The 21,937-nt window shown below is 30.4% G+C and carries 25 protein-coding genes and 1 other annotated feature (1 of these 26 only partly in view); of the genes, 24 read left to right on the top strand and 1 reads right to left on the bottom strand.

Going from position 1 to position 21,937, the window contains the following annotated elements; all coding sequences use genetic code 11:
- Positions 1–44 precede the first annotated feature (44 nt).
- Entirely contained in the window at positions 45–671 is a 627-nt protein-coding gene (locus BN2920_RS16350; protein WP_058296047.1) for a hypothetical protein, read from the bottom strand.
- Positions 672–924: 253 nt separating this feature from the next.
- Here BN2920_RS16350 and BN2920_RS16345 point away from each other — a divergent pair, with 253 nt between their 5' ends.
- The 24 genes from BN2920_RS16345 (at position 925) to rbsK (ending at position 21,750) form a co-directional block, all read left to right on the top strand.
- Positions 925–1,374: a MarR family winged helix-turn-helix transcriptional regulator gene (locus BN2920_RS16345; RefSeq protein ID WP_058296046.1), complete on the top strand. Its 450-nt coding sequence runs from the start codon at positions 925–927 to the stop codon at positions 1,372–1,374.
- 21 nt (positions 1,375–1,395) lie between these two features.
- Positions 1,396–2,367, top strand: a complete 972-nt coding sequence (locus tag BN2920_RS16340; RefSeq protein ID WP_058296045.1) for a beta-ketoacyl-ACP synthase III — start codon at positions 1,396–1,398, stop codon at positions 2,365–2,367.
- Between the two features lie 93 nt (positions 2,368–2,460).
- Positions 2,461–2,682 carry an acyl carrier protein gene (locus BN2920_RS16335; protein WP_058296044.1) on the top strand — a complete coding sequence of 74 codons (222 nt, stop codon included), beginning with the start codon at positions 2,461–2,463 and terminating at the stop codon, positions 2,680–2,682.
- A 163-nt stretch (positions 2,683–2,845) separates the two neighbouring features.
- Positions 2,846–3,787, top strand: a complete 942-nt coding sequence (gene fabK / locus BN2920_RS16330) for an enoyl-[acyl-carrier-protein] reductase FabK (protein ID WP_058296043.1) — start codon at positions 2,846–2,848, stop codon at positions 3,785–3,787.
- A complete protein-coding gene (fabD, locus tag BN2920_RS16325; protein WP_058296042.1) occupies positions 3,780–4,724 on the top strand; it encodes an ACP S-malonyltransferase in 945 nt (314 codons plus the stop codon). Before fabK ends, fabD begins: the two co-directional genes overlap by 8 nt.
- Before the next feature lie 71 nt (positions 4,725–4,795).
- Positions 4,796–5,536 carry a 3-oxoacyl-[acyl-carrier-protein] reductase gene (fabG, locus tag BN2920_RS16320; RefSeq protein WP_058296041.1) on the top strand — a complete coding sequence of 247 codons (741 nt, stop codon included), beginning with the start codon at positions 4,796–4,798 and terminating at the stop codon, positions 5,534–5,536.
- A gap of 17 nt (positions 5,537–5,553) precedes the next feature.
- The gene (gene fabF, locus BN2920_RS16315) at positions 5,554–6,786 is read left to right on the top strand and encodes a beta-ketoacyl-ACP synthase II (RefSeq protein ID WP_058296040.1); all 1,233 of its coding nucleotides are present in this window, start codon (positions 5,554–5,556) and stop codon (positions 6,784–6,786) included.
- 18 nt (positions 6,787–6,804) lie between these two features.
- Positions 6,805–7,305: an acetyl-CoA carboxylase biotin carboxyl carrier protein gene (accB, locus tag BN2920_RS16310; RefSeq protein WP_058296039.1), complete on the top strand. Its 501-nt coding sequence runs from the start codon at positions 6,805–6,807 to the stop codon at positions 7,303–7,305.
- A gap of 3 nt (positions 7,306–7,308) precedes the next feature.
- A complete protein-coding gene (fabZ, locus tag BN2920_RS16305) occupies positions 7,309–7,737 on the top strand; it encodes a 3-hydroxyacyl-ACP dehydratase FabZ (protein ID WP_058296038.1) in 429 nt (142 codons plus the stop codon).
- Between the two features lie 9 nt (positions 7,738–7,746).
- Positions 7,747–9,099: an acetyl-CoA carboxylase biotin carboxylase subunit gene (locus tag BN2920_RS16300; protein ID WP_058296037.1), complete on the top strand. Its 1,353-nt coding sequence runs from the start codon at positions 7,747–7,749 to the stop codon at positions 9,097–9,099.
- Positions 9,092–9,967, top strand: coding sequence for an acetyl-CoA carboxylase, carboxyltransferase subunit beta (gene accD, locus BN2920_RS16295; protein WP_058296036.1), 876 nt, complete (start codon positions 9,092–9,094; stop codon positions 9,965–9,967). The genes BN2920_RS16300 and accD overlap by 8 nt, the downstream gene beginning before the upstream one ends.
- Positions 9,960–10,778, top strand: a complete 819-nt coding sequence (locus BN2920_RS16290) for an acetyl-CoA carboxylase carboxyltransferase subunit alpha (RefSeq protein WP_058296035.1) — start codon at positions 9,960–9,962, stop codon at positions 10,776–10,778. The genes accD and BN2920_RS16290 overlap by 8 nt, the downstream gene beginning before the upstream one ends.
- Before the next feature lie 221 nt (positions 10,779–10,999).
- Positions 11,000–11,413: a HutP family protein gene (locus BN2920_RS16285; RefSeq protein WP_058296034.1), complete on the top strand. Its 414-nt coding sequence runs from the start codon at positions 11,000–11,002 to the stop codon at positions 11,411–11,413.
- Positions 11,414–11,665: 252 nt separating this feature from the next.
- Positions 11,666–12,685 (top strand): ABC transporter substrate-binding protein, encoded by a 1,020-nt coding sequence (locus BN2920_RS16280; protein WP_058296033.1) that lies wholly within the window; start codon positions 11,666–11,668, stop codon positions 12,683–12,685.
- Positions 12,685–13,602 (top strand): ABC transporter permease, encoded by a 918-nt coding sequence (locus BN2920_RS16275; RefSeq protein ID WP_058296032.1) that lies wholly within the window; start codon positions 12,685–12,687, stop codon positions 13,600–13,602. The genes BN2920_RS16280 and BN2920_RS16275 overlap by 1 nt, the downstream gene beginning before the upstream one ends.
- Positions 13,568–14,362: an ABC transporter ATP-binding protein gene (locus tag BN2920_RS16270; RefSeq protein WP_058296031.1), complete on the top strand. Its 795-nt coding sequence runs from the start codon at positions 13,568–13,570 to the stop codon at positions 14,360–14,362. The genes BN2920_RS16275 and BN2920_RS16270 overlap by 35 nt, the downstream gene beginning before the upstream one ends.
- Positions 14,363–14,538: 176 nt before the next feature.
- Positions 14,539–15,786 carry a replication-associated recombination protein A gene (locus BN2920_RS16265; RefSeq protein ID WP_058296030.1) on the top strand — a complete coding sequence of 416 codons (1,248 nt, stop codon included), beginning with the start codon at positions 14,539–14,541 and terminating at the stop codon, positions 15,784–15,786.
- Positions 15,787–15,961: 175 nt separating this feature from the next.
- Positions 15,962–16,423 (top strand): RrF2 family transcriptional regulator, encoded by a 462-nt coding sequence (locus tag BN2920_RS16260; protein WP_058296029.1) that lies wholly within the window; start codon positions 15,962–15,964, stop codon positions 16,421–16,423.
- Positions 16,420–17,601: a cysteine desulfurase NifS gene (nifS, locus tag BN2920_RS16255; RefSeq protein ID WP_058296028.1), complete on the top strand. Its 1,182-nt coding sequence runs from the start codon at positions 16,420–16,422 to the stop codon at positions 17,599–17,601. The genes BN2920_RS16260 and nifS overlap by 4 nt, the downstream gene beginning before the upstream one ends.
- 1 nt (position 17,602) lies before the next feature.
- Entirely contained in the window at positions 17,603–18,037 is a 435-nt protein-coding gene (gene nifU / locus BN2920_RS16250) for a Fe-S cluster assembly scaffold protein NifU (RefSeq protein ID WP_058296027.1), read from the top strand.
- Between the two features lie 3 nt (positions 18,038–18,040).
- Positions 18,041–19,123: a tRNA 2-thiouridine(34) synthase MnmA gene (gene mnmA, locus BN2920_RS16245; RefSeq protein WP_083498839.1), complete on the top strand. Its 1,083-nt coding sequence runs from the start codon at positions 18,041–18,043 to the stop codon at positions 19,121–19,123.
- 129 nt (positions 19,124–19,252) lie between these two features.
- Positions 19,253–19,753, top strand: coding sequence for a PRC-barrel domain-containing protein (locus BN2920_RS16240; protein ID WP_058296026.1), 501 nt, complete (start codon positions 19,253–19,255; stop codon positions 19,751–19,753).
- Complete coding sequence (locus tag BN2920_RS16235) at positions 19,734–20,762, top strand: AI-2E family transporter (RefSeq protein WP_058296025.1); 1,029 nt, start codon at positions 19,734–19,736, stop codon at positions 20,760–20,762. Before BN2920_RS16240 ends, BN2920_RS16235 begins: the two co-directional genes overlap by 20 nt.
- A gap of 82 nt (positions 20,763–20,844) precedes the next feature.
- On the top strand, positions 20,845–21,750 hold the full coding sequence (gene rbsK / locus BN2920_RS16230) for a ribokinase (RefSeq protein ID WP_058296024.1): 906 nt from the start codon (positions 20,845–20,847) through the stop codon (positions 21,748–21,750).
- 80 nt (positions 21,751–21,830) lie between these two features.
- Positions 21,831–21,937 (top strand) — a binding site (T-box leader); it runs 68 nt beyond the window's last position.

Here is a 21,937-nt window from a genome sequence, read left to right as displayed (position 1 = left end):
ACGTTTGTAAGATTAAAATCTTCCAAACGTCCTTTTTCTATATTTTAGTTTCTATATTTTGTTTCAGATAATTCATATACATGATCATATTCTATAGGCTCATCATTATATAGGAATTTAACACCATCAATCCATTCTCCTTTATAAGAAACTTGTAGGAAATTTTCAATTAATGTATTTGAAGTTATTTGTCCACCAGTTGAACCTTGGAATTTATTGATCCACTTATTATTGTTATCATCAAGTAAGTTTATAGTAGCAATTTTTTTACCATCAATTGTATCTATAGATTTTACTTTTATAGGTAGATTGTCGAAGAAATTTTTTGAAACAGTATTTGACAATTGTTGCACTTTATCTTCTAATGAAGAATCTGTAGATAATTCTATTTTAGAAGACTCATTTGGCTCTAATGTATTATCATCTATAGTATAAATAGAAAGTTCTTCTTTATTTGATGGATTTTCAGTATTATCAGTATTTTTATTATCGTCTGTTTTGTTATCTTTATTATCGTCTTTAGAATTATCAGAAGAATTATTATCTGAGTTGTCTTCTACAGTAGGTTTAGTGTTATTTTTATTAATTTCGTCTGTATTCGATTTAGATTTACAAGAAACTAAAGTAACACTTAATATTAAAACTGTAGCAATAATTAATTTTTTTGTCATTATAATTAACCTCCTATATATACGACATTTTAGTAGATATTTTAACTAATTATAACATATAAGGTGTTGAATTAAAAGGATTTATTATGTTTTAGATGAAGAGGGAGGTCATTGACAATTTATTTTGATTATAGTATATTTTGATTATCAAACTATTTAATGATCTAAGAATTCAAAATGTTAAATGGTTTTAGTAAAAGACTAATAGATATTATTAATTATGTTTTTATAGGAAATTGGAGGTAGCACATAGATGAATAAATCAACAATAACAATTAATGAATTGTTGGTTCAATTATTTAATGATATTTTGCAGATTGAAGAAAAGAGTTTAAAAGAAGGAATCATTTCAGATCTTTCAATAACAGAAATACATACAATTGAGGCAATAGGCATGTATGCTGAAAAGAGTATGTCTGAAGTAGCTCAAATCTTAAAAATAACGGTTGGAACTTTAACAACTGCCATCAACAAATTAATAAAAAAAGAATATGTTGAGAGAAAGAGAATAGAAGAAGATAGAAGGGTTGTATTAGTTAAACTTACAAAGAAAGGTAAGCTTGCATATAGAATACATGAAAAATTTCATCATGACATGGTAAATACAGCCATTGATGGATTAAGTGAAGAAGAAGAAGAAGTTTTAATTTCTTCATTAGATAAAATAAATAAATTCTTTAAGGAAAAATATGAATTGGCTTAATTAGTAATAGAGGAGAACGTTATGAATAATATAAAAATTGCCGGGATTGGGGCATATTCACCATCTTTAGTTGTTACAAATGATGATATTAGTAAACTTGTTGAAACTAATGACGAATGGATACAAGAAAGAACTGGTATAAAAGAAAGAAGAATATCTGAAGGAGAAGATACTTCTGATTTTGCGGTAAAATCAGCTATGATTGCTTTGGACAGAGCAAATATAAAATCAGAAGACTTAGAACTTATAATTGTTGCAACAATATCTCCAGATAACTTTATACCATCTGTTGCATGTCTAGTTCAAAGCAAATTAAATGCACATAAAGCAGCATGTTTCGATATAAATGTTGCATGTTCAGGTTTTTTATATGGTCTTGAAATTGCTAATAGTATGATGAAATCTATGAATTATAAAAATGCTTTAGTAATTGGATCAGAAACACTTTCAAAGTTAATGGATTGGACTGATAGAGGAACGTGTATATTGTTTGGTGATGGTGGAGGCGCAGCTGTTTTAACAAGGTGTGAAAAAGGCGGTATTCTTAAATCATATTTAAGATCAGATGGCTCAAGAGGAGAAGCATTAACAATAGAAGCAGCAGACTTTAAAACACCATTTGCAAAAGAAAATAAAGAAAAAGATAGAGTAATAAAAATGAATGGAAGAGAAGTTTTTAAATTTGCAACAACAGCAATAGCAGATGGTGTTACAGAAATATTGAAAGATTCTAATTTAACATTGGATGATATTAAATATATAGTTCCGCACCAAGCAAACTATAGGATAATAAATTCTGCAGCAAAGAAACTAAATGTTGAAACAGAAAAATTTTATATTAATTTAGATAGATACGGAAATACATCATCAGCATCAGTACCTTTAGCTCTTAATGAAATGATGGAAGAAGGTCTTATAAATGAAGGCGATAAGATTATTTTAGTTGCATTTGGTGGTGGACTAACTCATGCAGCTACATTAGTGGAATTCTAGTAAATAAGAAATTTGAAAGTAATAAAATAAATAAATCTAAAATATTAAAATTACATTGAATATGAAAAGAAATATTTCATGGAGGGAATATATATGTTATTTGAAGAAATTAGAGAAGTTATTTGTGAACAACTAGGAATTGAAAAGAATGAAGTATCTTTAGAAACTACATTTCAAGACTTGCAAGCAGATTCTTTAGATTTATTCCAAATAGTAATTGAATTAGAAGAAAAATATAATATACAAGTCGAAGATGTTGAAGGCTTAAAGAATGTTAAAGATGTAGTTGATTATGTAGAGCAAAAGGCAAAGTAGGAATTATATGAATTTATTTTTAATTTTTAATTAGTACAATTGATAATAAGACGATGTAATAGTAAAATTGGTTATAATATGTTTTTTAAGAGTTTATTTGGGATGGTAGTTAAATATTACATTGAAATATTATTTTACATTTCAATTGTGGGAGGAAATTTTTGTGAAAGAAAATAGAGTTTGTGAATTATTAGGTATTAAATATCCATTATTCCAAGGAGCTATGGCAAGAATTGCAGATGCATCATTAGCAGCAGCAGTAAGTAATGCAGGTGGACTTGGAATAATCACTGGCGCAGCTCCAACTGAATGGGTTAGGGAGCAAATTAGAAAAGCAAAAGAATTAACAGATAAACCATTTGCAGTAAACTTGATGCTTCAAATGGAAAATGTTGATGAGATTGCAGAATTAGTATGTGAAGAGGGCGTAAAAGTAGTAACAACTGGAGCAGGAAGCCCGGGGAAGTATATGGATAAATGGAAAGAGCATGACATTAAAGTTATACCAGTAGTTGCATCTGTAGCGCTAGCTAAAAGAATGGAAAAATCAGGAGCTCATGCAATTGTGGCAGAAGGTACTGAATCAGGTGGCCATGTAGGGCAATTAACAACAATGACTTTAATTCCACAAGTTGCAGATGCAGTTAGTATTCCAGTAATAGGAGCTGGCGGTATTGGTGATGGAAGAGGTATTGCAGCTGCTTTTATGTTAGGCGCTGAAGGTATTCAAGTTGGTACTAGATTTTTGGTGGCAAAAGAATGTAATATACATCAAAATTATAAGGATAAAGTATTAAAAGCAAAGGATATTGATACTGAAGTAACAGGAAGGTCAACAGGACATCCAGTAAGAGTTTTAAGAAATAAGCTTTCAAGAACTTATTTGAAGTTAGAAAAAGAGGGAGCTAGTGTCGAAGAAATTGAAAAGATAGGAATAGGATGCTTAGCTAAAGCAGTAGTTGAAGGTGACGTTGAAAATGGATCGCTTATGTGTGGTCAAATTGCAGGGCTTGTTAATAAAGAACAAACTTGCAAAGAAATAATTGAAGAAATGTTTAAAGAAGCAAATGAAAGATTCAAACTTTTTGGGGGTAAAAATGAATAGTAATAGGATAGCTTTTCTTTTTCCAGGTCAAGGAGTTCAAACTATTGGAATGGCAAAAGATCTCTATGATAATATACCAGAATGTAAATTGATTTTAGATTGTAGTGAAGATATTTTAAAGATGCCTTTAAAGAAAATGATGTTTGAAGGACCTGAAGAAGTTTTAACTGCAACAGAAAATGCACAGCCAACTATATTAGTTGCATCACTTATGGCACTAAAGGCTTTAGAGATTAACAATATACATGCAGATTATTGTGCTGGACTTAGCTTAGGCGAATATGCTGCATTAATTTATGGTGGCGCATTATCTCTTGAAGATGGTCTTCTACTTATAAAAGAAAGAGGAAGAATAATGGGAAGCGCACTTCCAGAAGGCCTTGGCAAAATGGCGGCAATACTAAAGCTTGATGATGAAAAGTTTAGTGAATTATTAGAAAGGGCAGGAGAATTTGGAGTTATAGAAGGTGCTAACTTCAATTGTCCAGGTCAAGTTTCTGTATCAGGAGAAAATAGAGCTGTAGAAGAAGCTGTTAAGATTGCCAAGGAATTAGGTGGACTTGGAATACCTTTAAAGGTAAGTGGTCCATTTCATAGCTCATTGCTTACAGAAGCAAGTGAAGAATTTTATAATACAATAAAAACTGCAACAATAAAAGAATTTAACAAAACTGTTTATTCAAACGTTAAAGGTGAGCCTTATACAAATGATGATGATGTTAAAGAATTATTAAAAAGACATATAAGAAGTTCTGTACTTTTTGATAAAACCATAAATCATATGATAGATAATGGTGTAGATACTTTTATTGAAGTAGGTCCAGGAAAAGCATTGAGAGGATTTGTTAAAAAGATAAATAAAAATATGAATCTTCTAAATGTAGAAGATGTTGCATCCTTAAATGTTACTGTTGATACAATAAAAAATATGAAGTAAATGCTATGGGATAAATATTTAAGTGAGAATAGAATATATCTAATAAAAGTATAAGGAAACAAGGAGGTATTATGTTGAAAGGTAAATGTGCTATAGTTACAGGAGCGGCTAAAGGAATAGGAAAAGCAATAGCTTTAAAGTTAGCATCTCTTGGTGCGAACATAGTTCTAAATTATAGAAGTAGTGAAAAGGAAGCAGCAGAAGTTGCAAATGAAATAAAAGAATTAGGTGTTGAAGTATTAACAGTAAAAGCAGATATTTCAAAGCTTGATGAAGTTGAAGAACTTGTAAAGGCTGCTAAAGAAAAATTTGGGTCTGTAGATATAATGGTTAATAATGCAGGTATAACAAAAGATACTTTAATTTTAAGAATGAAAGAAGAAGATTTTGATAGTGTTATAGATGTAAACTTAAAAGGTGTATTTAACTGCATGAAAGCAATAACTCCTGTTATGGTTAGACAAAAACAAGGAAAGATAATAAGTATTTCTTCAGTTGTAGGGATTGCAGGAAATGCAGGTCAAGTTAATTATTCAGCATCAAAAGCAGGAATAATTGGAATGACAAAATCTTTAGCTAAAGAGTTAGGCTCTAGAGGTGTAAATGTAAATGCAGTAGCACCAGGATTTATAGAAACAGACATGACAAATACTTTAGGTGACAAGGTTAAAGAAGAAGCAGAAAAAAATATTCCACTTAAGAGATTTGGAAAAGCTGAAGATGTAGCTGAATGTGTAGCTTTTTTAGCAAGTGGAGCTTCAGATTATATAACAGGTCAAGTTATTCAAGTCGATGGCGGAATGTTAATGTAGTAAGGAAGGTTTTTAGTATGGATAGAAGAGTCGTTATTACGGGAATGGGAGCTGTGACTCCTATTGGAAACAACGTTAATGAATTTTGGAGCAATGCAAAAGAAGGAAAACTAGGAATAGACTTTATAAAATTATTAGATAATGATTTAATAGATGTAAAAATAGCTGGTGAAGTTAAGGATTTTAATCCAGAACCTATAATAAGTAAAAAAGAGACTAAAAGACTTGATAGAGCTGAACAATTTGGATTATATGCAGCTGATGAAGCAATAAAGAATTCAGGCTTGGATTTAGAAAAAGAAGATCTAGATAAGATTGGTGTAATAATAGGATCCGGAATTGGTGGTCTTGGAACAATTGAAGCGGAAGGAACAAAGCTTTATACAGGCGCTTCAAAACGAGTGTCGCCATTCTTCATACCAATGGCTATTTCAAATCTGGTAGCAGGAAATGTTGCTATTAAATACGGACTAAGAGGTACATGTACAGCTGTTGTTACTGCATGTGCAACAGGTACAAATAGTATAGGTGATGCATATAGATTAATTAAACATGGATATGAAAATGTAATGCTCGCAGGTGGTGCAGAAGCTCCAATCACAAGGATCGGTGTTGGTGGATTTAATGGAATGAAAGCGCTAAATACAAGTAATAATCCTGAAAAAGCATCTATTCCATTTGATAAAAATAGAAGTGGATTTGTTATGGGAGAAGGTGCAGGTGTTGTAGTTCTAGAGTCATTAGAACATGCACAGGCTAGAGACGCTAATATTATAGCAGAACTTGTTGGATATGGAACAACTTGTGATGCTTATCATATTACATCACCAGCTCCAGATGGAAGCGGTGCTGCAAAAGCTATGAAGCAAGCTATAGATGAAGCTGGAATTAAACCAGAAGATGTTTCATATATAAATGCACATGGTACATCAACAGCATTAAATGATAAATTTGAAACAGCTGCTATAAAGACAGTGTTTGGAGATGAGACAAAGGTTGCAATATCATCAACAAAGTCAATGACTGGACATTTACTTGGAGCAGCAGGTGCAATTGAAACAATAGTTTGTGCAAAAGCTGTTCAAGAGGATTTCATACCTCCAACAATAGGATATGAAACTCCAGATGAGGAATTAGATTTAGATTATGTACCTAATGTAGGTAGAAAAGAAAAAGTAGAATATGCATTAACAAATTCATTAGGATTTGGTGGTCATAATGCAACTTTACTTTTAAAGAAGTGGAAGTAGACTTTTAGGAGGGATACCATGGATTTTGAGCAAATTAAAGAGCTTATAAAACTTGTTGATTCATCAGAATTAGCTTTTTTTGAAATTAATACACAAAGTGAACATATAAAAATGGATAAATCTTTAAATAGAAATGTAAGTGAGAATTCTGCTCCAAGTAGTGCTACAAATAGTATACCTACTGTACAAAATATTGCAGAAAATATAGTAGGCAAAAATGAAAGTGTAGCAAAAAATGAAAGTAATATAAATTCAGAAGAAAATAGTGATGACGATGATACTATTGTTATAACTTCACCAATGGTTGGAACATTTTATTCAAAGCCATCTCCTGACAGTGAAACATTTGTAAGCGCTGGAGATAAAATTTCTAAGGGCAAAGTTTTATGCATAATTGAAGCAATGAAGTTAATGAATGAAATAGAAAGTGAATATGATGGAACAATCGTAAAATGTCTAGTAAATGAAGGTGACATGGTAGAGTACGGTCAACCGTTATTTAAAATAAAGGGGGAATAACCTATGATGAATATAAAGGAAATAAAGGAGATTTTACCTCATAGATATCCTATGTTATTAATAGACAGAGTACTTGAAATGGATATAGAAGAAAAAATGTATGTTAAAGGATATAAAAACCTTTCAGCTAATGAAGCATTTTTCCAAGGCCACTATCCAGAAGAACCAATTATGCCAGGCGTTCTTCAAATAGAAGCATTGGCTCAAGCAGGTGCTGTTGCAATTCTTTCTATGGAAAAATTTAAAGGAAAAACACCGTTATTTGCTGGAACTAATAAAGTTAGATTTAAAAATAAAGTAGTTCCAGGTGATAGATTGGATTTATATTGTGAAATAGTGAAAATTAAAGGACCTATAGGGATTGGTAAAGGAATTGCAAGTGTAGATGGTAAAACAGTTTGTGAAGCAGAAATACTATTTGCTATAGGATAAGGTGATGTTATGTTTAAAAAAGTGCTAATTGCAAACAGGGGAGAAATAGCTGTTAGAATAATAAGAGCTTGCAGAGAAATGGGCATAAGAACAGTAGCTGTTTATTCTGAAATAGATAAGGAAGCACTTCATACTCAATTAGCTGATGAGGCTGTATGCATTGGTCCAGCGATGCCTAAAGATAGCTATTTGAATATGGCAAACATTTTAAGTGCTTGTGTTTTAAGTGGTGCAGAAGCTATACATCCAGGTTTTGGATTTTTATCTGAAAATCCAAAGTTTGCAAAGATGTGTAGAGAGTGTAATATAAAATTCATAGGTCCTGATTATGAAACAATTGAATATATGGGAAATAAGGCAAAAGCAAGAGAAATAATGAAGCTTTCAGATGTTCCAGTTGTTCCAGGTTATGAAGGCGAAATAAGAGATGAGAAGCATGCACTTGAAATAGCAGAAAATATTGGATATCCTATAATGATAAAAGCTGCTGCTGGTGGTGGCGGAAAAGGTATAAGAATTGCTTATAATGAAGAAGAGTTTCTTATGGGATATAAAACTGCTAAAGCAGAAGCTAAAGCATGTTTTGGTGATGATACATTATATATAGAAAAGTTTATTCAAAAACCAAAGCATATTGAATTTCAAATATTAGCTGATGAGTATGGAAATATAGTACATCTAGGTGAAAGAGAATGTTCTATGCAAAGGAAGAATCAAAAAGTATTAGAAGAGGCTCCATCTAATGTATTAAATGAAGAACTTAGAATTAAGATGGGGGAAATTGCTAAGAGAGCAGCTCTTGCAGTTGATTATAAAAATGCAGGAACAATAGAATTTCTATTTGATAAAGATAATAACTTCTATTTCATGGAGATGAATACAAGAATACAGGTTGAGCACCCAATTACTGAAATGATTACAGGCATAGATTTAGTTAAAGAACAATTAAGAATAGCTTCTGGTGAAAAGCTTAGATTTACTCAAGATGATATTAAAATTAAAGGCCATGCCATTGAATGTAGAGTTAATGCTGAAGATCCAGAACATGATTTTAGACCTTGCCCAGGAGTGATTGAAGAACTTTGTGTTCCAGGCGGAATGGGGGTAAGAATTGATAGTGCAATTTTTGCTGGATATAAGATTCCTCATTGTTATGATTCAATGATAGCTAAAGTAATTTCATTTGGAAATACTAGAGAAGAAGCAATTGTAAAGATGAATAGAGCATTATCTGAATTTGCTGTAGGTGGAGTAAAAACTAACATTGATTTTGATCTTTCAATACTTCAAACTAAAGAATTTTTAGAAGGCGATTATGATACAACATTTTTATCAGAAATGATGGTGAAGAAGGATGCTTAAGGATTTATTTAGTAAAAGACAATATGCAACTGTTAATCCTTCTGTTTTAAAGAAAGCTGAAACAGAAGAAAAACCGAATATTCCTTCAGGCATGTGGAATAAATGTGAAAAGTGTAATACTATGATGTATCATGATGATCTGGAAAGTAATAAATTTGTATGTACATCATGTGGTTATCATTTTAGGCTTACAGCTAAAGAAAGAATAAAAATGTTTTTAGATAAGGATACATTTAATGAGCTATATAAGGATTTTAAAACTATAAATCCATTAGAGTTTGATGGATATGAAGAAAAACTTAAAAAGAGTAAGAAATCCACAAGTAGCAATGAAGCAGTAGTTACTGGCATAGGAAAATTAAATGACATAGAGGTTGCCTGTGCTGTTATGGATAGCTTCTTCATGATGGGAAGTATGGGAACAGTTGTAGGAGAAAAATTAACTAGATTAATAGAATATGCCATAGACGCTAAATTACCATTAGTTATATTTACAACGTCTGGTGGAGCGAGAATGCAAGAAGGCATATTTTCACTTATGCAAATGGCAAAAGTAAGTGCAGCACTTGCAAAGTTTGATGAAGCAGGACTTCTTTATATAACAGTCCTTACAGATCCAACTACAGGAGGAGTAACTGCAAGCTTTGCTATGGAGGGTGATATAATCTTAAGTGAGCCAGGAGCATTGGTTGGATTTGCAGGAAGAAGAGTAGTTGAAAATACTATAAATGAGAGCCTTCCAGATGATTTCCAAAGTGCAGAATTCTTATTAAAAAAAGGATTTATTGATGCTATTGTTCCAAGAAAGCATATGAGAACATGCATATATAAGATTCTTGTTTTACATGGAGTGAGAAGTTATGAATAAAGACTTTATAAAAGGAAATTTAAGTGCTTGGGAAAAGGTTGAAATAGCCAGGCATAAAGATAGACCTACTGGAAAATTTTATATAAATGAAATATTTAAAGATTTTATTGAGTTTCATGGTGATAGAAATTTTGGAGATGATAAAGCTATAGTTGGTGGCATAGCTTCAATAAACAATCTACCTGTTACTATTATAGCTATATCAAAAGGGTCTAATACAAGTGAAAATATAGAGAGAAATTTTGGCATGCCAAGTCCAGAAGGATATAGAAAGGCATTAAGGCTTATGAAACAAGCTGAGAAATTCAAGAGACCAGTAATATGTTTTGTTGATACTCCGGGGGCATTTCCAGGAAAGGGTGCAGAAGAGAGAGGTCAAGGAGAAGCTATTGCTAAAAATCTTTTTGAACTGAGTAAGTTAAAAACACCAATACTTTCAATATTAGCAGGTGAAGGTGGAAGTGGTGGAGCACTAGCCTTAGCAGTGGCAGATAAAATTCTTATGATGGAAAATGCTATTTATTCAATTCTTTCACCAGAAGGATTTGCATCAATTTTATGGAAAGATTCTACTAGAGTAAAAGAAGCTGCTGAGGTTATGAAAATTACAGCTAAAGATTTAAAAGAATTTGGTATTATAGATGATATTATAAAAGAGCCAAGAGGCGGAGCACATAAGAATTCTGAAAAGGCTGCTGAAAGCATTAAAGATGAAATATTAAATTGGCTTAGTGATATAAAAGATATTGATTTAGATGTTCTAATCCAAAATAGATATGATAAATTTAGAAAGATGGGAAATTTTTATTAGTATCCATTTAAGACTGAGAAGTTAGATTTTAGACTTCTCAGTCTTTTATTTTATAAAGTAGTATTAAAAATAAATGAACTATATAAATAATAAAATTTTAGAGAATCTAAGCTGTAATCTTAAAACAAAGAAATTATAAGATTAACTAAAGAACTAACAATAAATTGTGTTATGTTATATAATTTGATTGTATCTAATTAATTATAGAAGGAGTAAGTGTAATGGAAAGCAATAGTACTAAAATAGCTAAGATAGCAACAAGGATGGCAATATGTGATAGAAAAGAAGAGGAAGAGCTAAAGAGATTATATAAGAATGAAAATATACAAGTAACTGCTGTTAATATTGGAGGAAATATAAATACATCAATAGGAAAGATATTAGAAAGTGCATTAGTTGCTGCTAAAAGAAATAATTTAATAAGAGAAGAACATCTGCATGAGGGAGCAGTTATAGGAGCAACAAGAGATGCAATAATGCAGATTTATAATAGAGCAAGTAACCAAAATATTGGAGGGAAAATAGGAATTGCAAGAGGTGGAGAACATATATCTGTTTGTATATTTTTAAATATAGGTTTATTACATTTAGATGAAGTAGTAATTGGAATAGGTCATAGATCATTACCGTTATAATTGATATTTGGTACTAAATAAAGTATTAAAAAATAAAAATATAATTTTATTACATAAATATTAAAGAATATACAGCGATTCAATGGTCAACTTTACAAATATACTAATTTATGATATTATTAATTAAAATATTTTTAAATTATAATGCTTTATGTTAAGAATATAACATAAAAATAAACACAAAATTAATAATGTAGTTTATGGTAGTACTGAAGGCATAAAGGTGATAAGTAGAAACAGGAGGATAGAATTATGGTAGGAAAAAGAAAAATAGCTATGATATTAGGCATGCTATTAATGGGTACAGGCCTGATTGGATGTGGAAATAGCACAGCAGATAATAGTGGACAATCCGCAGGAAATAATGAAGCAAAGAAAAATATAGGAATTGTTCAACTAGTTCAGCATGATGCTTTGGATTCAGCAAATAAAGGATTTGTAGATGCGTTAAAAGAAAAGGGATATGAAGAAGGAAAGAATATCACAATAGAGCAACAAAATGCCCAAGGTGAACAAGCTAATGCACAGACAATCTGCAGTCAGTTTACTGATGCAAAAAAGGATTTAATCTTTGCAATTGCAACACCAGCAGCACAAGCAGCATACAATTCAACTAAAGACATTCCAATAGTTTTCACAGCGGTAACTGATCCTGTTGCAGCTAAAATAGCAAATGATTGGAAGAGCTCTGGGACAAATGTTACTGGTACTTCTGATAAAGTTCCAGTAGATCAGCAAATAGATTTATTAAAAAAATTAATCCCAGATGCAAAAACATTAGGTGTAATTTATAATACATCAGAAGCTAATTCAGTGATTCAAGTAGATGAATTAAAAAAGGCTGCTGAAGCTAAAGGGTTAAGTGTAAAAGAAATTGGAGTAACAAATGTTAATGAAATAAACCAAAATTTATCAAGTGCTTTAGGTGATATTGATGTATTATATACACCAACTGATAATACTGTAGCATCAGGATATGCTTTGGTTGGTAATTTATGCGTTGAAAATAACGTACCAATAATAGGTGCTGAAGAAGCAGTTGTAGATAAAGGTGGACTAGCATCTATAGGTATTGATTATTATAAATTAGGACAAGAAGCAGGGTATAAAGCAGTAGAAATATTAGAAGGCAAAAAGCCATCAGATATTGAGATTACAACATTAAGTGAAATGTCATTTACTATAAATACTGATGTTGCAGAAAAATTAGGAATTACAATTCCAGATGATATATTAAAAGATGCAAAAAAAGTAACTGGAGGCGTTAAATAGTGGGAGTCTTAATTAATGTTTTAGAACAAGGACTGCTATTTTCAATTGTTGCCATTGCTGTTTATATAACATATAAGATATTAGACTTTCCAGATATGTCTGTAGATGGAACATTTCCTATGGGTGCTGCTATTTCAGCAGCACTTATTGTAAAAGGAATTAATCCAATAGTAACAATTGTTGCTGCAGCTATTGGTGGTGCCATTGCTGGATCAATAACAGGATTTTTACATGTTAAATTAAAAATAGATAACTTAATGGCCGGAATACTTATGATGATAGCACTGTACTCAGTAAATTTAAGAATTATGTCAAATAAAGCTAATATACCTTTGTTCAGTGTTGATAAGATATTTGATTTGAAAATTCCTAAAATCATAATAATCTTAATTGTACTTATTATTGTAAAAATAATATTAGATTTATATTTAAAAACAAAATCAGGATTTTTACTTAGAGCAGTTGGTGATAATGAGCAAGTTGTATCTTCTATTGGAGTGAATAAAAATTTAGTTAAAGTTTTAGGACTTACCATAAGTAATGGACTTGCCGCTATGGCAGGAGCATTGACAGCTCAATATAATGGATTTAGTGACGTTGGAATGGGAACTGGAACAGTTGTAATGGGACTTGCAGCCGTAATAATTGGAAGTTCGTTATTTGAGAGATTTTCGTTTATTAAAGCAACCACATTATCTATTTTAGGAGCAGTTATTTATAAATGTGCAATAGCACTTGTATTAAAATACGGAGGATTTATTGGATTGACTGCAAATGACTTGAAGTTAATGACAGCTATAATTGTAGTTATAGCACTATGTTCTAATAATGGAGTATTTAAGTTTAAGAAGAAAATAATTATAGAAGGTGGTGCAGGAGAAGATGCTAAAAGTAACACAACTGTCCAAGGTATTTAATCCAAATACAATAAATGAAAATAGAGTTTTTGACAAGTTAAGCTTAGAGGTTGATAAAGGAGACTTCATCAGCATAATAGGTTCAAATGGTGCTGGAAAATCGACTTTATTAAACATGATATCAGGAACTATAGAAGCAGATTCGGGATCTATATTATTAGATGGAACTGAGGTTATAAATAAAGCAGAATATATTCGTTGTAAAGATATTGGAAGAGTTTTTCAAGACCCATCAATGGGAGTTGCACCTAATATGACCATATTAGAAAATATGGCTTTAGCTGATAATAAAAATAAAACATTTGGTTTAAGCTTTGGAATAAATAAAAAAAGAATAGATTACTATAAAGAAATGGTTAGTGAATTGAATTTGGGGTTAGAAGATAAAATATACAATAAAGTATTGCTTTTATCAGGAGGACAAAGACAGGCGTTAACATTACTTATGGCAGTTATGTCTAAACCTAAATTACTTTTACTTGATGAGCATACAGCAGCATTAGATCCAAAAACATCAGAAAAAATAATGGATATAACAAGACATATTGTTAAAGATAGTGGGATAACAACGATGATGGTAACACATAACTTAAAACATGCCCTTGAAAATGGAAACAGGCTTTTCATGATGCATAGGGGAAAAATACTATTTGATGTTAAAGGTTCAGAAAAAGAAAAGCTTGATAATTCCAAATTGATGGCTCTTTTTGACAAAGCTAATGTGACAGATGAATTAAGTGATAGAACATTATTTGCATAATTTATATTAAAAAATCAGATGGCAGTAAATGCTTGTCTGATTTTTTATTTTTGGATTAATTACTATTCAATTATTAATTTTCCTTTAAAGCAGAACTATTATAGATATGTAATATATTTTGATTTTATGATAATATTTTAATTATAGGTTATTTGATATCGTAATGAGGTGTATTGATGAGACCATTAGCAGATTTAATGAGGCCAAGTAAATTAGAAGATTTTGTAGGACAAAAACAAATATTAAGCAAGGGCAAACCCCTTTATAATTTAATAGAAGGTAAAAATATATGTAATTGTATTTTTTATGGCCCACCAGGAACAGGAAAAACAACTTTAGCCAATATAATGGCTAATTATGTAGATAAGAAATTTTATAAATTAAATGCAACAACAGCAAGTGTAAAAGATATACAAGATATAACAAATAATATGGATAATCTTTTAAGTTATAGTGGCGTTGTTCTTTATATAGATGAAATTCAGCATTTTAATAAAAAACAGCAGCAATCATTATTGGAATTTATTGAAGATGGAAGAATAACATTAATAGCTAGTACAACTGAAAATCCTTATTTTGTTATACATAAGGCTATCATAAGTAGATGTAACATATTTTCATTTAAACCGCTAGATAGTGATGATATTGTAATTGGACTAAAAAAATCATTAGAAAAATTAATTAAGGAAGGTATTAAAGTAACTTATAGCGAAGAAGCATTAAAATATATAGCCGAAATATCACAAGGTGATTATAGAAAATCATACAATATTTTAGAATTGGCTATAAATTCACAGATTAAACATGTAAGAAATATAACTGTTGAATATATAGAAACGTTAGAACAATCCAGTATGAGAGCAGACAGTAGTGGAGATGAGTTTTATAATTCATTAAGTGCCCTCCAGAAAAGCATTAGAGGAAGTGATCCTAATGCAGCAATTCATTATTTAGCAAGACTCATAAAGGCTGGGGATTTAAGTGCAATAGTTAGAAGGATTGCTGTTATAGCAGCAGAAGATATAGGGATGGCGACACCAAGTGCACTTACAGTAATAAATTCAGGAATAGAACTAGCATTAAAGACAGGTTTTCCGGAAGCTAGAATAATTTTGTCTGAAATGGTTATATATTTAGCTACATTACCTAAATCTAATAGTGCGATTTTGGCAATAGATAAAGCCTTAAGTGATTTGGAAAATTCAAATTGCGGTGATATTCCTATGCATTTAAAAGATGCTCATTACTCTGGAGCAACATCTTTAGGGGTCGGTGGATATAAATATCCACATAATTTTGAAAATCATTACGTGAAACAAGAATATTTACCAAGGGAATTAAGGAATAAAAAATATTATGAAGAGCAGAATAATAAATATGAAAACAGTATAAAAAAATATTGGGAAAATATAAAAAGAATTTAGATAAATTATAAAAAGAGTCTATAAAATCTTTAATAAAATGATATAATAAATATCGATTATTAAAGATTTTATCGATTATGTTTTTTATACCATATTTAAAAGAAAATAAATTGACAAAGTCCGAGTGTTTTGATAAGATATAATTAAAATTCTGATAAGGGGAGAGTGTTGCTATATGAAATTATCAACAAAAGGAAGATATGGTGTTAGAGCAATGGTTGCGTTAGCATTAAGTTATGGTGGTACCCCTATGTCTATAAAGACAATTTCAAAGAAGGAAAATCTTTCAGAATATTATTTAGAACAACTGTTTAGTCCACTTAGACGTGCAAACTTGATACGTAGTATTAGAGGAGCTCAAGGAGGGTATGTATTATGTAAGGCACCGTCAGAAATAACGGTTGGTGATATTATGACTGTTTTAGAAGGTCCTATAGAAGTTGCTGACTGTATAGATGGGATAGGCTGTGCCAGTGAAAATGATTGTACAACCAAAGCAGTATGGGCTAAAGTTAAGAAAAGTATAGATGATGTTTTAAATTCAATTACTTTACAAGATATAGTAGATGACTATGAGAAGGCAAAAGAAAAGAAAAATGGGATACAAATTATAGATGGGAGCGATTTTAGTATATGAGAAATGTATATATGGATTATTCTGCAACAACATATGTTAAGCCAGAAGTACTAGAAGAGATGATGCCTTATTTTACAGAAAAGTTTGGTAATCCATCATCGTTTTATGGTATATCAAGAGAAACAAAAAGAGCAATAGATAAAGCAAGGGAACAAGTTGCAAGCACACTAAAGTGTTTACCAGAGGAAATATATTTTACAGGTGGAGGTTCAGAAGCAGATAACTGGGCTATAAAAGGTATAGCAACTGCACATAGAAAAAAAGGAAATCATATAATAACAACTAAAATTGAACACCATGCAGTACTTCATAGCTGTGAGTTTTTAGAAAAGTTTGGATATGAAGTTACTTATCTTGATGTAGACAAAGAAGGATTTATAAATTTAGAGGAATTAAGAAATGCAATAACAGATAGAACCATATTAGTTTCAATTATGTTTGCCAACAATGAAATTGGAACAATCCAGCCAATTAAAGAAATAGGAGAAATATGTAGAGAAAAGAAAGTTCTTTTCCATACAGATGCAGTTCAAGCTGTAGGTAATGTTCCTATAGATGTAAAAGAAATGAATATAGATTTATTATCTTTAGCAGGACATAAAGTGTATGGTCCTAAGGGAATAGGTGCATTATATATTAGAAAAGGTGTTAGAATTGATAATTTAATTCATGGCGGAGCTCAAGAAAGAAATAGAAGAGCTGGAACAGAAAATATAGCTTCTATTGTTGGAATAGGCAAAGCAATGGAAATTGCAGAAAATAATTTAAAAGAACATACAGAAAAATTAACTAAACTTAGAGATAGATTAATAGATGGATTATTAAAAATACCATATACAACATTAAATGGACCAAGAGGGGAAAAAAGATTACCAGGGAATGTTAATGTTAGATTCCAATTTATTGAAGGTGAATCTATTTTATTATCATTAGATTTTAAGGGTGTATGTGCATCAAGCGGTAGTGCATGTACATCGGGGTCGTTAGATCCATCACACGTTTTATTATCAATAGGTGTTCCTCATGAACTTGCACATGGATCATTAAGATTAACATTAGGTGAAGATTCAACAGAAGAAGATGTTGATTATGTAATTGAAGTGTTACCACCTATAATTCAAAGATTGAGAGATATGTCGCCATTATGGGAAGACTTTATTAAGAAAGGGGAAAAATAAAATGATATATACAGATAAAGTAATGGATCATTTCCAAAATCCAAGAAACGTTGGAGAAATAGAAGATGCAAATGGAGTTGGAGAAGTAGGTAATGCTAAGTGCGGAGATATAATGAAAATATATCTAAAGGTTGAAGATAATATAATAAAGGACGTTAAATTCAAAACTTTTGGCTGCGGTTCTGCTATAGCGTCATCATCAATGGCTACAGAAATGATAAAAGGTAAGACTATAGATGAAGCTTGGGAATTATCAAATAAAGCAGTTGCAGAAGCTTTAGATGGGCTTCCACCAGTAAAAATGCATTGCTCGGTTCTTGCTGAAGAAGCTATTCATAAGGCTATAAACGATTATAGACAAAAAAATGGGTTGGAGATAATACCTATGAAAGAACATGACCATGATGAACTACACAACATGGTTCACGGGGAATAAGTTTTGAGTGGTAAGAAAAAAGTTCTTGTCGGTATGAGCGGCGGAGTAGATAGCTCTGTAGCTGCTTATCTTCTTAAAGAACAAGGATATGAAGTTATTGGTGCAACAATGCAAATTTGGCAAGAAGATAAAGAATTTGAGGAACGTGAAGGTGGATGTTGCTCTCTTTCTGCAGTAGATGATGCAAGAAGGGTATGCGATAAATTAGACATTCCTTTTTATGTTTTAAATTTTAGAGATTCCTTTAAAGAAAAAGTAATTGATTACTTTGTTCAAGAGTACATAGATGGTAATACGCCTAATCCTTGTATTGCGTGTAATAAGCATTTAAAGTTTGATGAACTTTTAAGAAAAGCAAGAGGAATAGGCGCTGATTATGTTGCAACTGGTCATTATGCAAAAATAGAGGAGCATGATGGAAGATATTTGCTGATTAGATCAGAAGATGATCGTAAAGATCAAACATATGCATTATATAATTTTACTCAAGACCAATTAGCGCACACTTTAATGCCATGTGGAGAATATGAAAAGACAAAAATAAGAGAAATTGCTAAAGAAATAGGGCTGGCTGTTCATAACAAAAAAGATAGTGAAGAAATATGCTTTATTTCAGATAATAATCATGGAAAGTATATTTCTGAAGTAGAACCGAAAAGAGTTAAGCCAGGAAACTTTGTTGATAAAAACGGAAATGTTTTAGGAAAACATAAGGGAATTGTATACTATACAATAGGCCAAAGAAAAGGACTAGGGCTTTCTCTTGGAAGGCCAGTATTTGTTACTGATATTAATGCTAGAACTAATGAAGTTGTTATTGGATCTGAAGAAGACATTTTTAAAACTGATTTATTAGCAACTGATGTGAATTTTATTCCGTTTGATAAATTGGAAGGTAAATTAGAAGTAGAAGCTAAAATAAGATATTCTGCAAAAGCGGCAAAGGCAGTTTTATATCCATTAGAAAATGGGAAAGTTAAAGTTTCTTTTGAAGATAAACAAAGGGCTATAACTAAAGGCCAATCAGTAGTTTTCTATAATGGTAATATTGTAGTTGGTGGCGGAATAATTGAAAAGATACTATAAAATAATAGCAACGGATTTTCTGTTGCTATTATTTTTTTATACTAAAAAGTGAAATTTTAAGAATTATTTTCCTATAAAATGGGCAATATACTATAAAATTATAATATAAATTTATAGGAGGATAAATATATGCTTAGGTCTAAGGATTTTTATTTAAAGAAAGTTTATAAAACTGATGGTAAAAAGGTTGGTATAGTTGAAGATCTCTGTATAGACTTTTTTAATGCTAAATTAGTTGGTTTTAAGGTCTCTACAAATAATATATTCTCTAAAAAAAATTATGTGGCTAAAGAGGATTTTATCTCTTTAGGAGAAAGTATAATTATAAAAGAAGTTGAAGAAAAAAGAGGCTTGTATTTTGAAGAAATTAAAGATATGGAAGTCATTGATTTAAATGGGAAAATTAGAGGCACGGTAGAAGACCTGATAATAGATAGCGAAAATTATGACATAAGAGGTATTATAGTAAGCTCGGGATTGATAGATAAGATGATAAAAGGTAAACAAATCTTTTTATTAAATGATTGCATATTAGGAGAAGAATATATTTTATATAGAAAAGAAGAAAATATTTTATTTAAAATAATGCCTCATAATATGAAGAACTGGTATGTTGAAAAAAAGGCATAAAATATTATTAATTAAATCTCTAGCAATTCTTCTTCTTTTGAGCTTATTTCTATTATATTTATTTAATGATTCCATAAAAAATATAATTAATATCATAATAATATCATTTATTTTATCATATGTATTAATGCCTATTAGAGATATTATTGAAGAAAAATTAAAGGTAGGAGCTAATATTGCATCTATGATGATTATATTTATGATACTTATGGTAGTAGTAAGTATTATAATTATTTTTATTCCTACCTTATTTAATGAAATATCCACTATAAGTAATATTTTAGATAGTATAGGTACTTTATTAGAAAATCTATATAGTAAACTAAACCTTAATGATTTGCCTATATTGAATAATATATATAATAGAATCATAGAAAAAGGAAATTATATGCTGAATGACTTTTCTTCTATAGCTATAGATAATATATTAGCTACAACTAATAATGTTATTTCTTTAGCAGTTATTCCTGTTATTATGTATTATTTTTTATCAGATGGAAGAACTTTATTTAATAAAGCTTTATTAATATTACCGTCAGATAGAAGGGCGGTCATTAAGAAGATTCTATATGATATTGATAAAGTACTTAGTAGATATATTGTAGGGCAGTTTTTTTTGTGTATGATAATTGGCGTATTAACTTTTTTTATTTTAATAATTTTTAAAGTTAAATTTCCATTGTGGATATCGCTATTGAATGCTGCGTTTAATATAATACCATATTTTGGCCCGATATTTGGAGCAATTCCAGCTGTTGTTGTAGCGTTCATAGATTCTCCAATTAAAGGTTTATATATAATGCTTGCTATGATAGTTATTCAACAAATAGAAGGAAATATATTGTCACCACAAATAACAGGAAATAGTATTAATATGCATCCATTTATGATAATTATATTGCTTCTTATAGGTGATAAATTTGGAGGTTTTATGGGGATGATACTGGTGGTTCCTATTGCTGTTATAATAAAAGTTATATATGACGACATAAATTATTATTTATTTTAAATATAATTAAAGATATAATAATTATACTGAAATAGAATAATAATTTCGGAGAGTTAATGATTTTATAAAAGGGGAGATAGGAATGAATATAGTTGTAATTGGAAGCATGAATATGGATTATGTACTTACTACAGATAATTTACCTAAAAAGGGAGAAACTATTCATGCGATTGATTTTAAAACTTCCATTGGAGGAAAAGGAGCAAATCAAGCTTTTGCAGCAAGAAAATTAGGCGCAGATGTTGTTATGATTGGTTCTGTCGGAAATGATGACAATGGAAGAAAAATAATTAATAGAATGAATGAAGTGGGGATAGATACTTCAAGAATTGAAATTGTTAATACTGAAACTGGAAATGCAATGATTACTGTAGACAATAATGGAAATAATACTATTATAGTTTATGGTGGGGCAAACAAATGTGTGAATAAAGAAATTATAGATAAGAATGAGGATGCAATTATAAAGGCAGATTTTGTTATTTTTCAATTAGAAATTCCTATTGAAACAGTTGAGTATGGAATAGAGCTAGCTAAAAAGCATAATACAAAAGTAATCTTAAATCCAGCACCTGCAAAGATTTTAAGTGATAATATATTAAGAAATTTGGATATTATAACGCCAAATGAAACTGAGCTTGTAATAATATCTGGTGAGAATGATCTTAAATTAGGTGCAAGAAAACTTTTGGAGTCTGGCGTGAAAGAAGTTATTGTAACAATTGGAGAAAAGGGAAGCTATTATTTATCAAATGAAAAAGAAATACTGTCAGAAAGCATAAAGGTAAAAGCTATAGACACTACCGCAGCAGGTGATTCTTTTAATGGTGCTCTTGCAGTGGCTATATGTGAAGGAAAATGTATTGAAGAAGCTTTGGAATTTTCTAATGTAGTTGGTGCTTTAACAACTACAAAATCAGGAGCTGAAAAATCTCTTCCATATAGAGAAGAAGTGAATAAAATATTAGAAATAAAATATAATAAATAAAAGGTTTTTGAATTGATAAAGTAATGTTGTATATTGACATAATTATGTATTTGAAATATAATTTTGATGAAATAATAAAATATCAAGCAATGATTAGGATGAGTAGATATATAATATGTATTTTAGAGAGGAAGTGTCTGGTGAAAACTTCTTACTATGTATTTCGAAGCTACCTAGGAGCTATAAT

Origin of the sequence: Clostridium neonatale (genome assembly GCF_001458595.1) — a bacterium.
GTDB classification, from domain to species: Bacteria; Bacillota; Clostridia; order Clostridiales; family Clostridiaceae; genus Clostridium; species Clostridium neonatale.
Note: the sequence above shows the minus strand (reverse complement) of the source record. Positions and strands in the feature narration are given on the sequence as shown.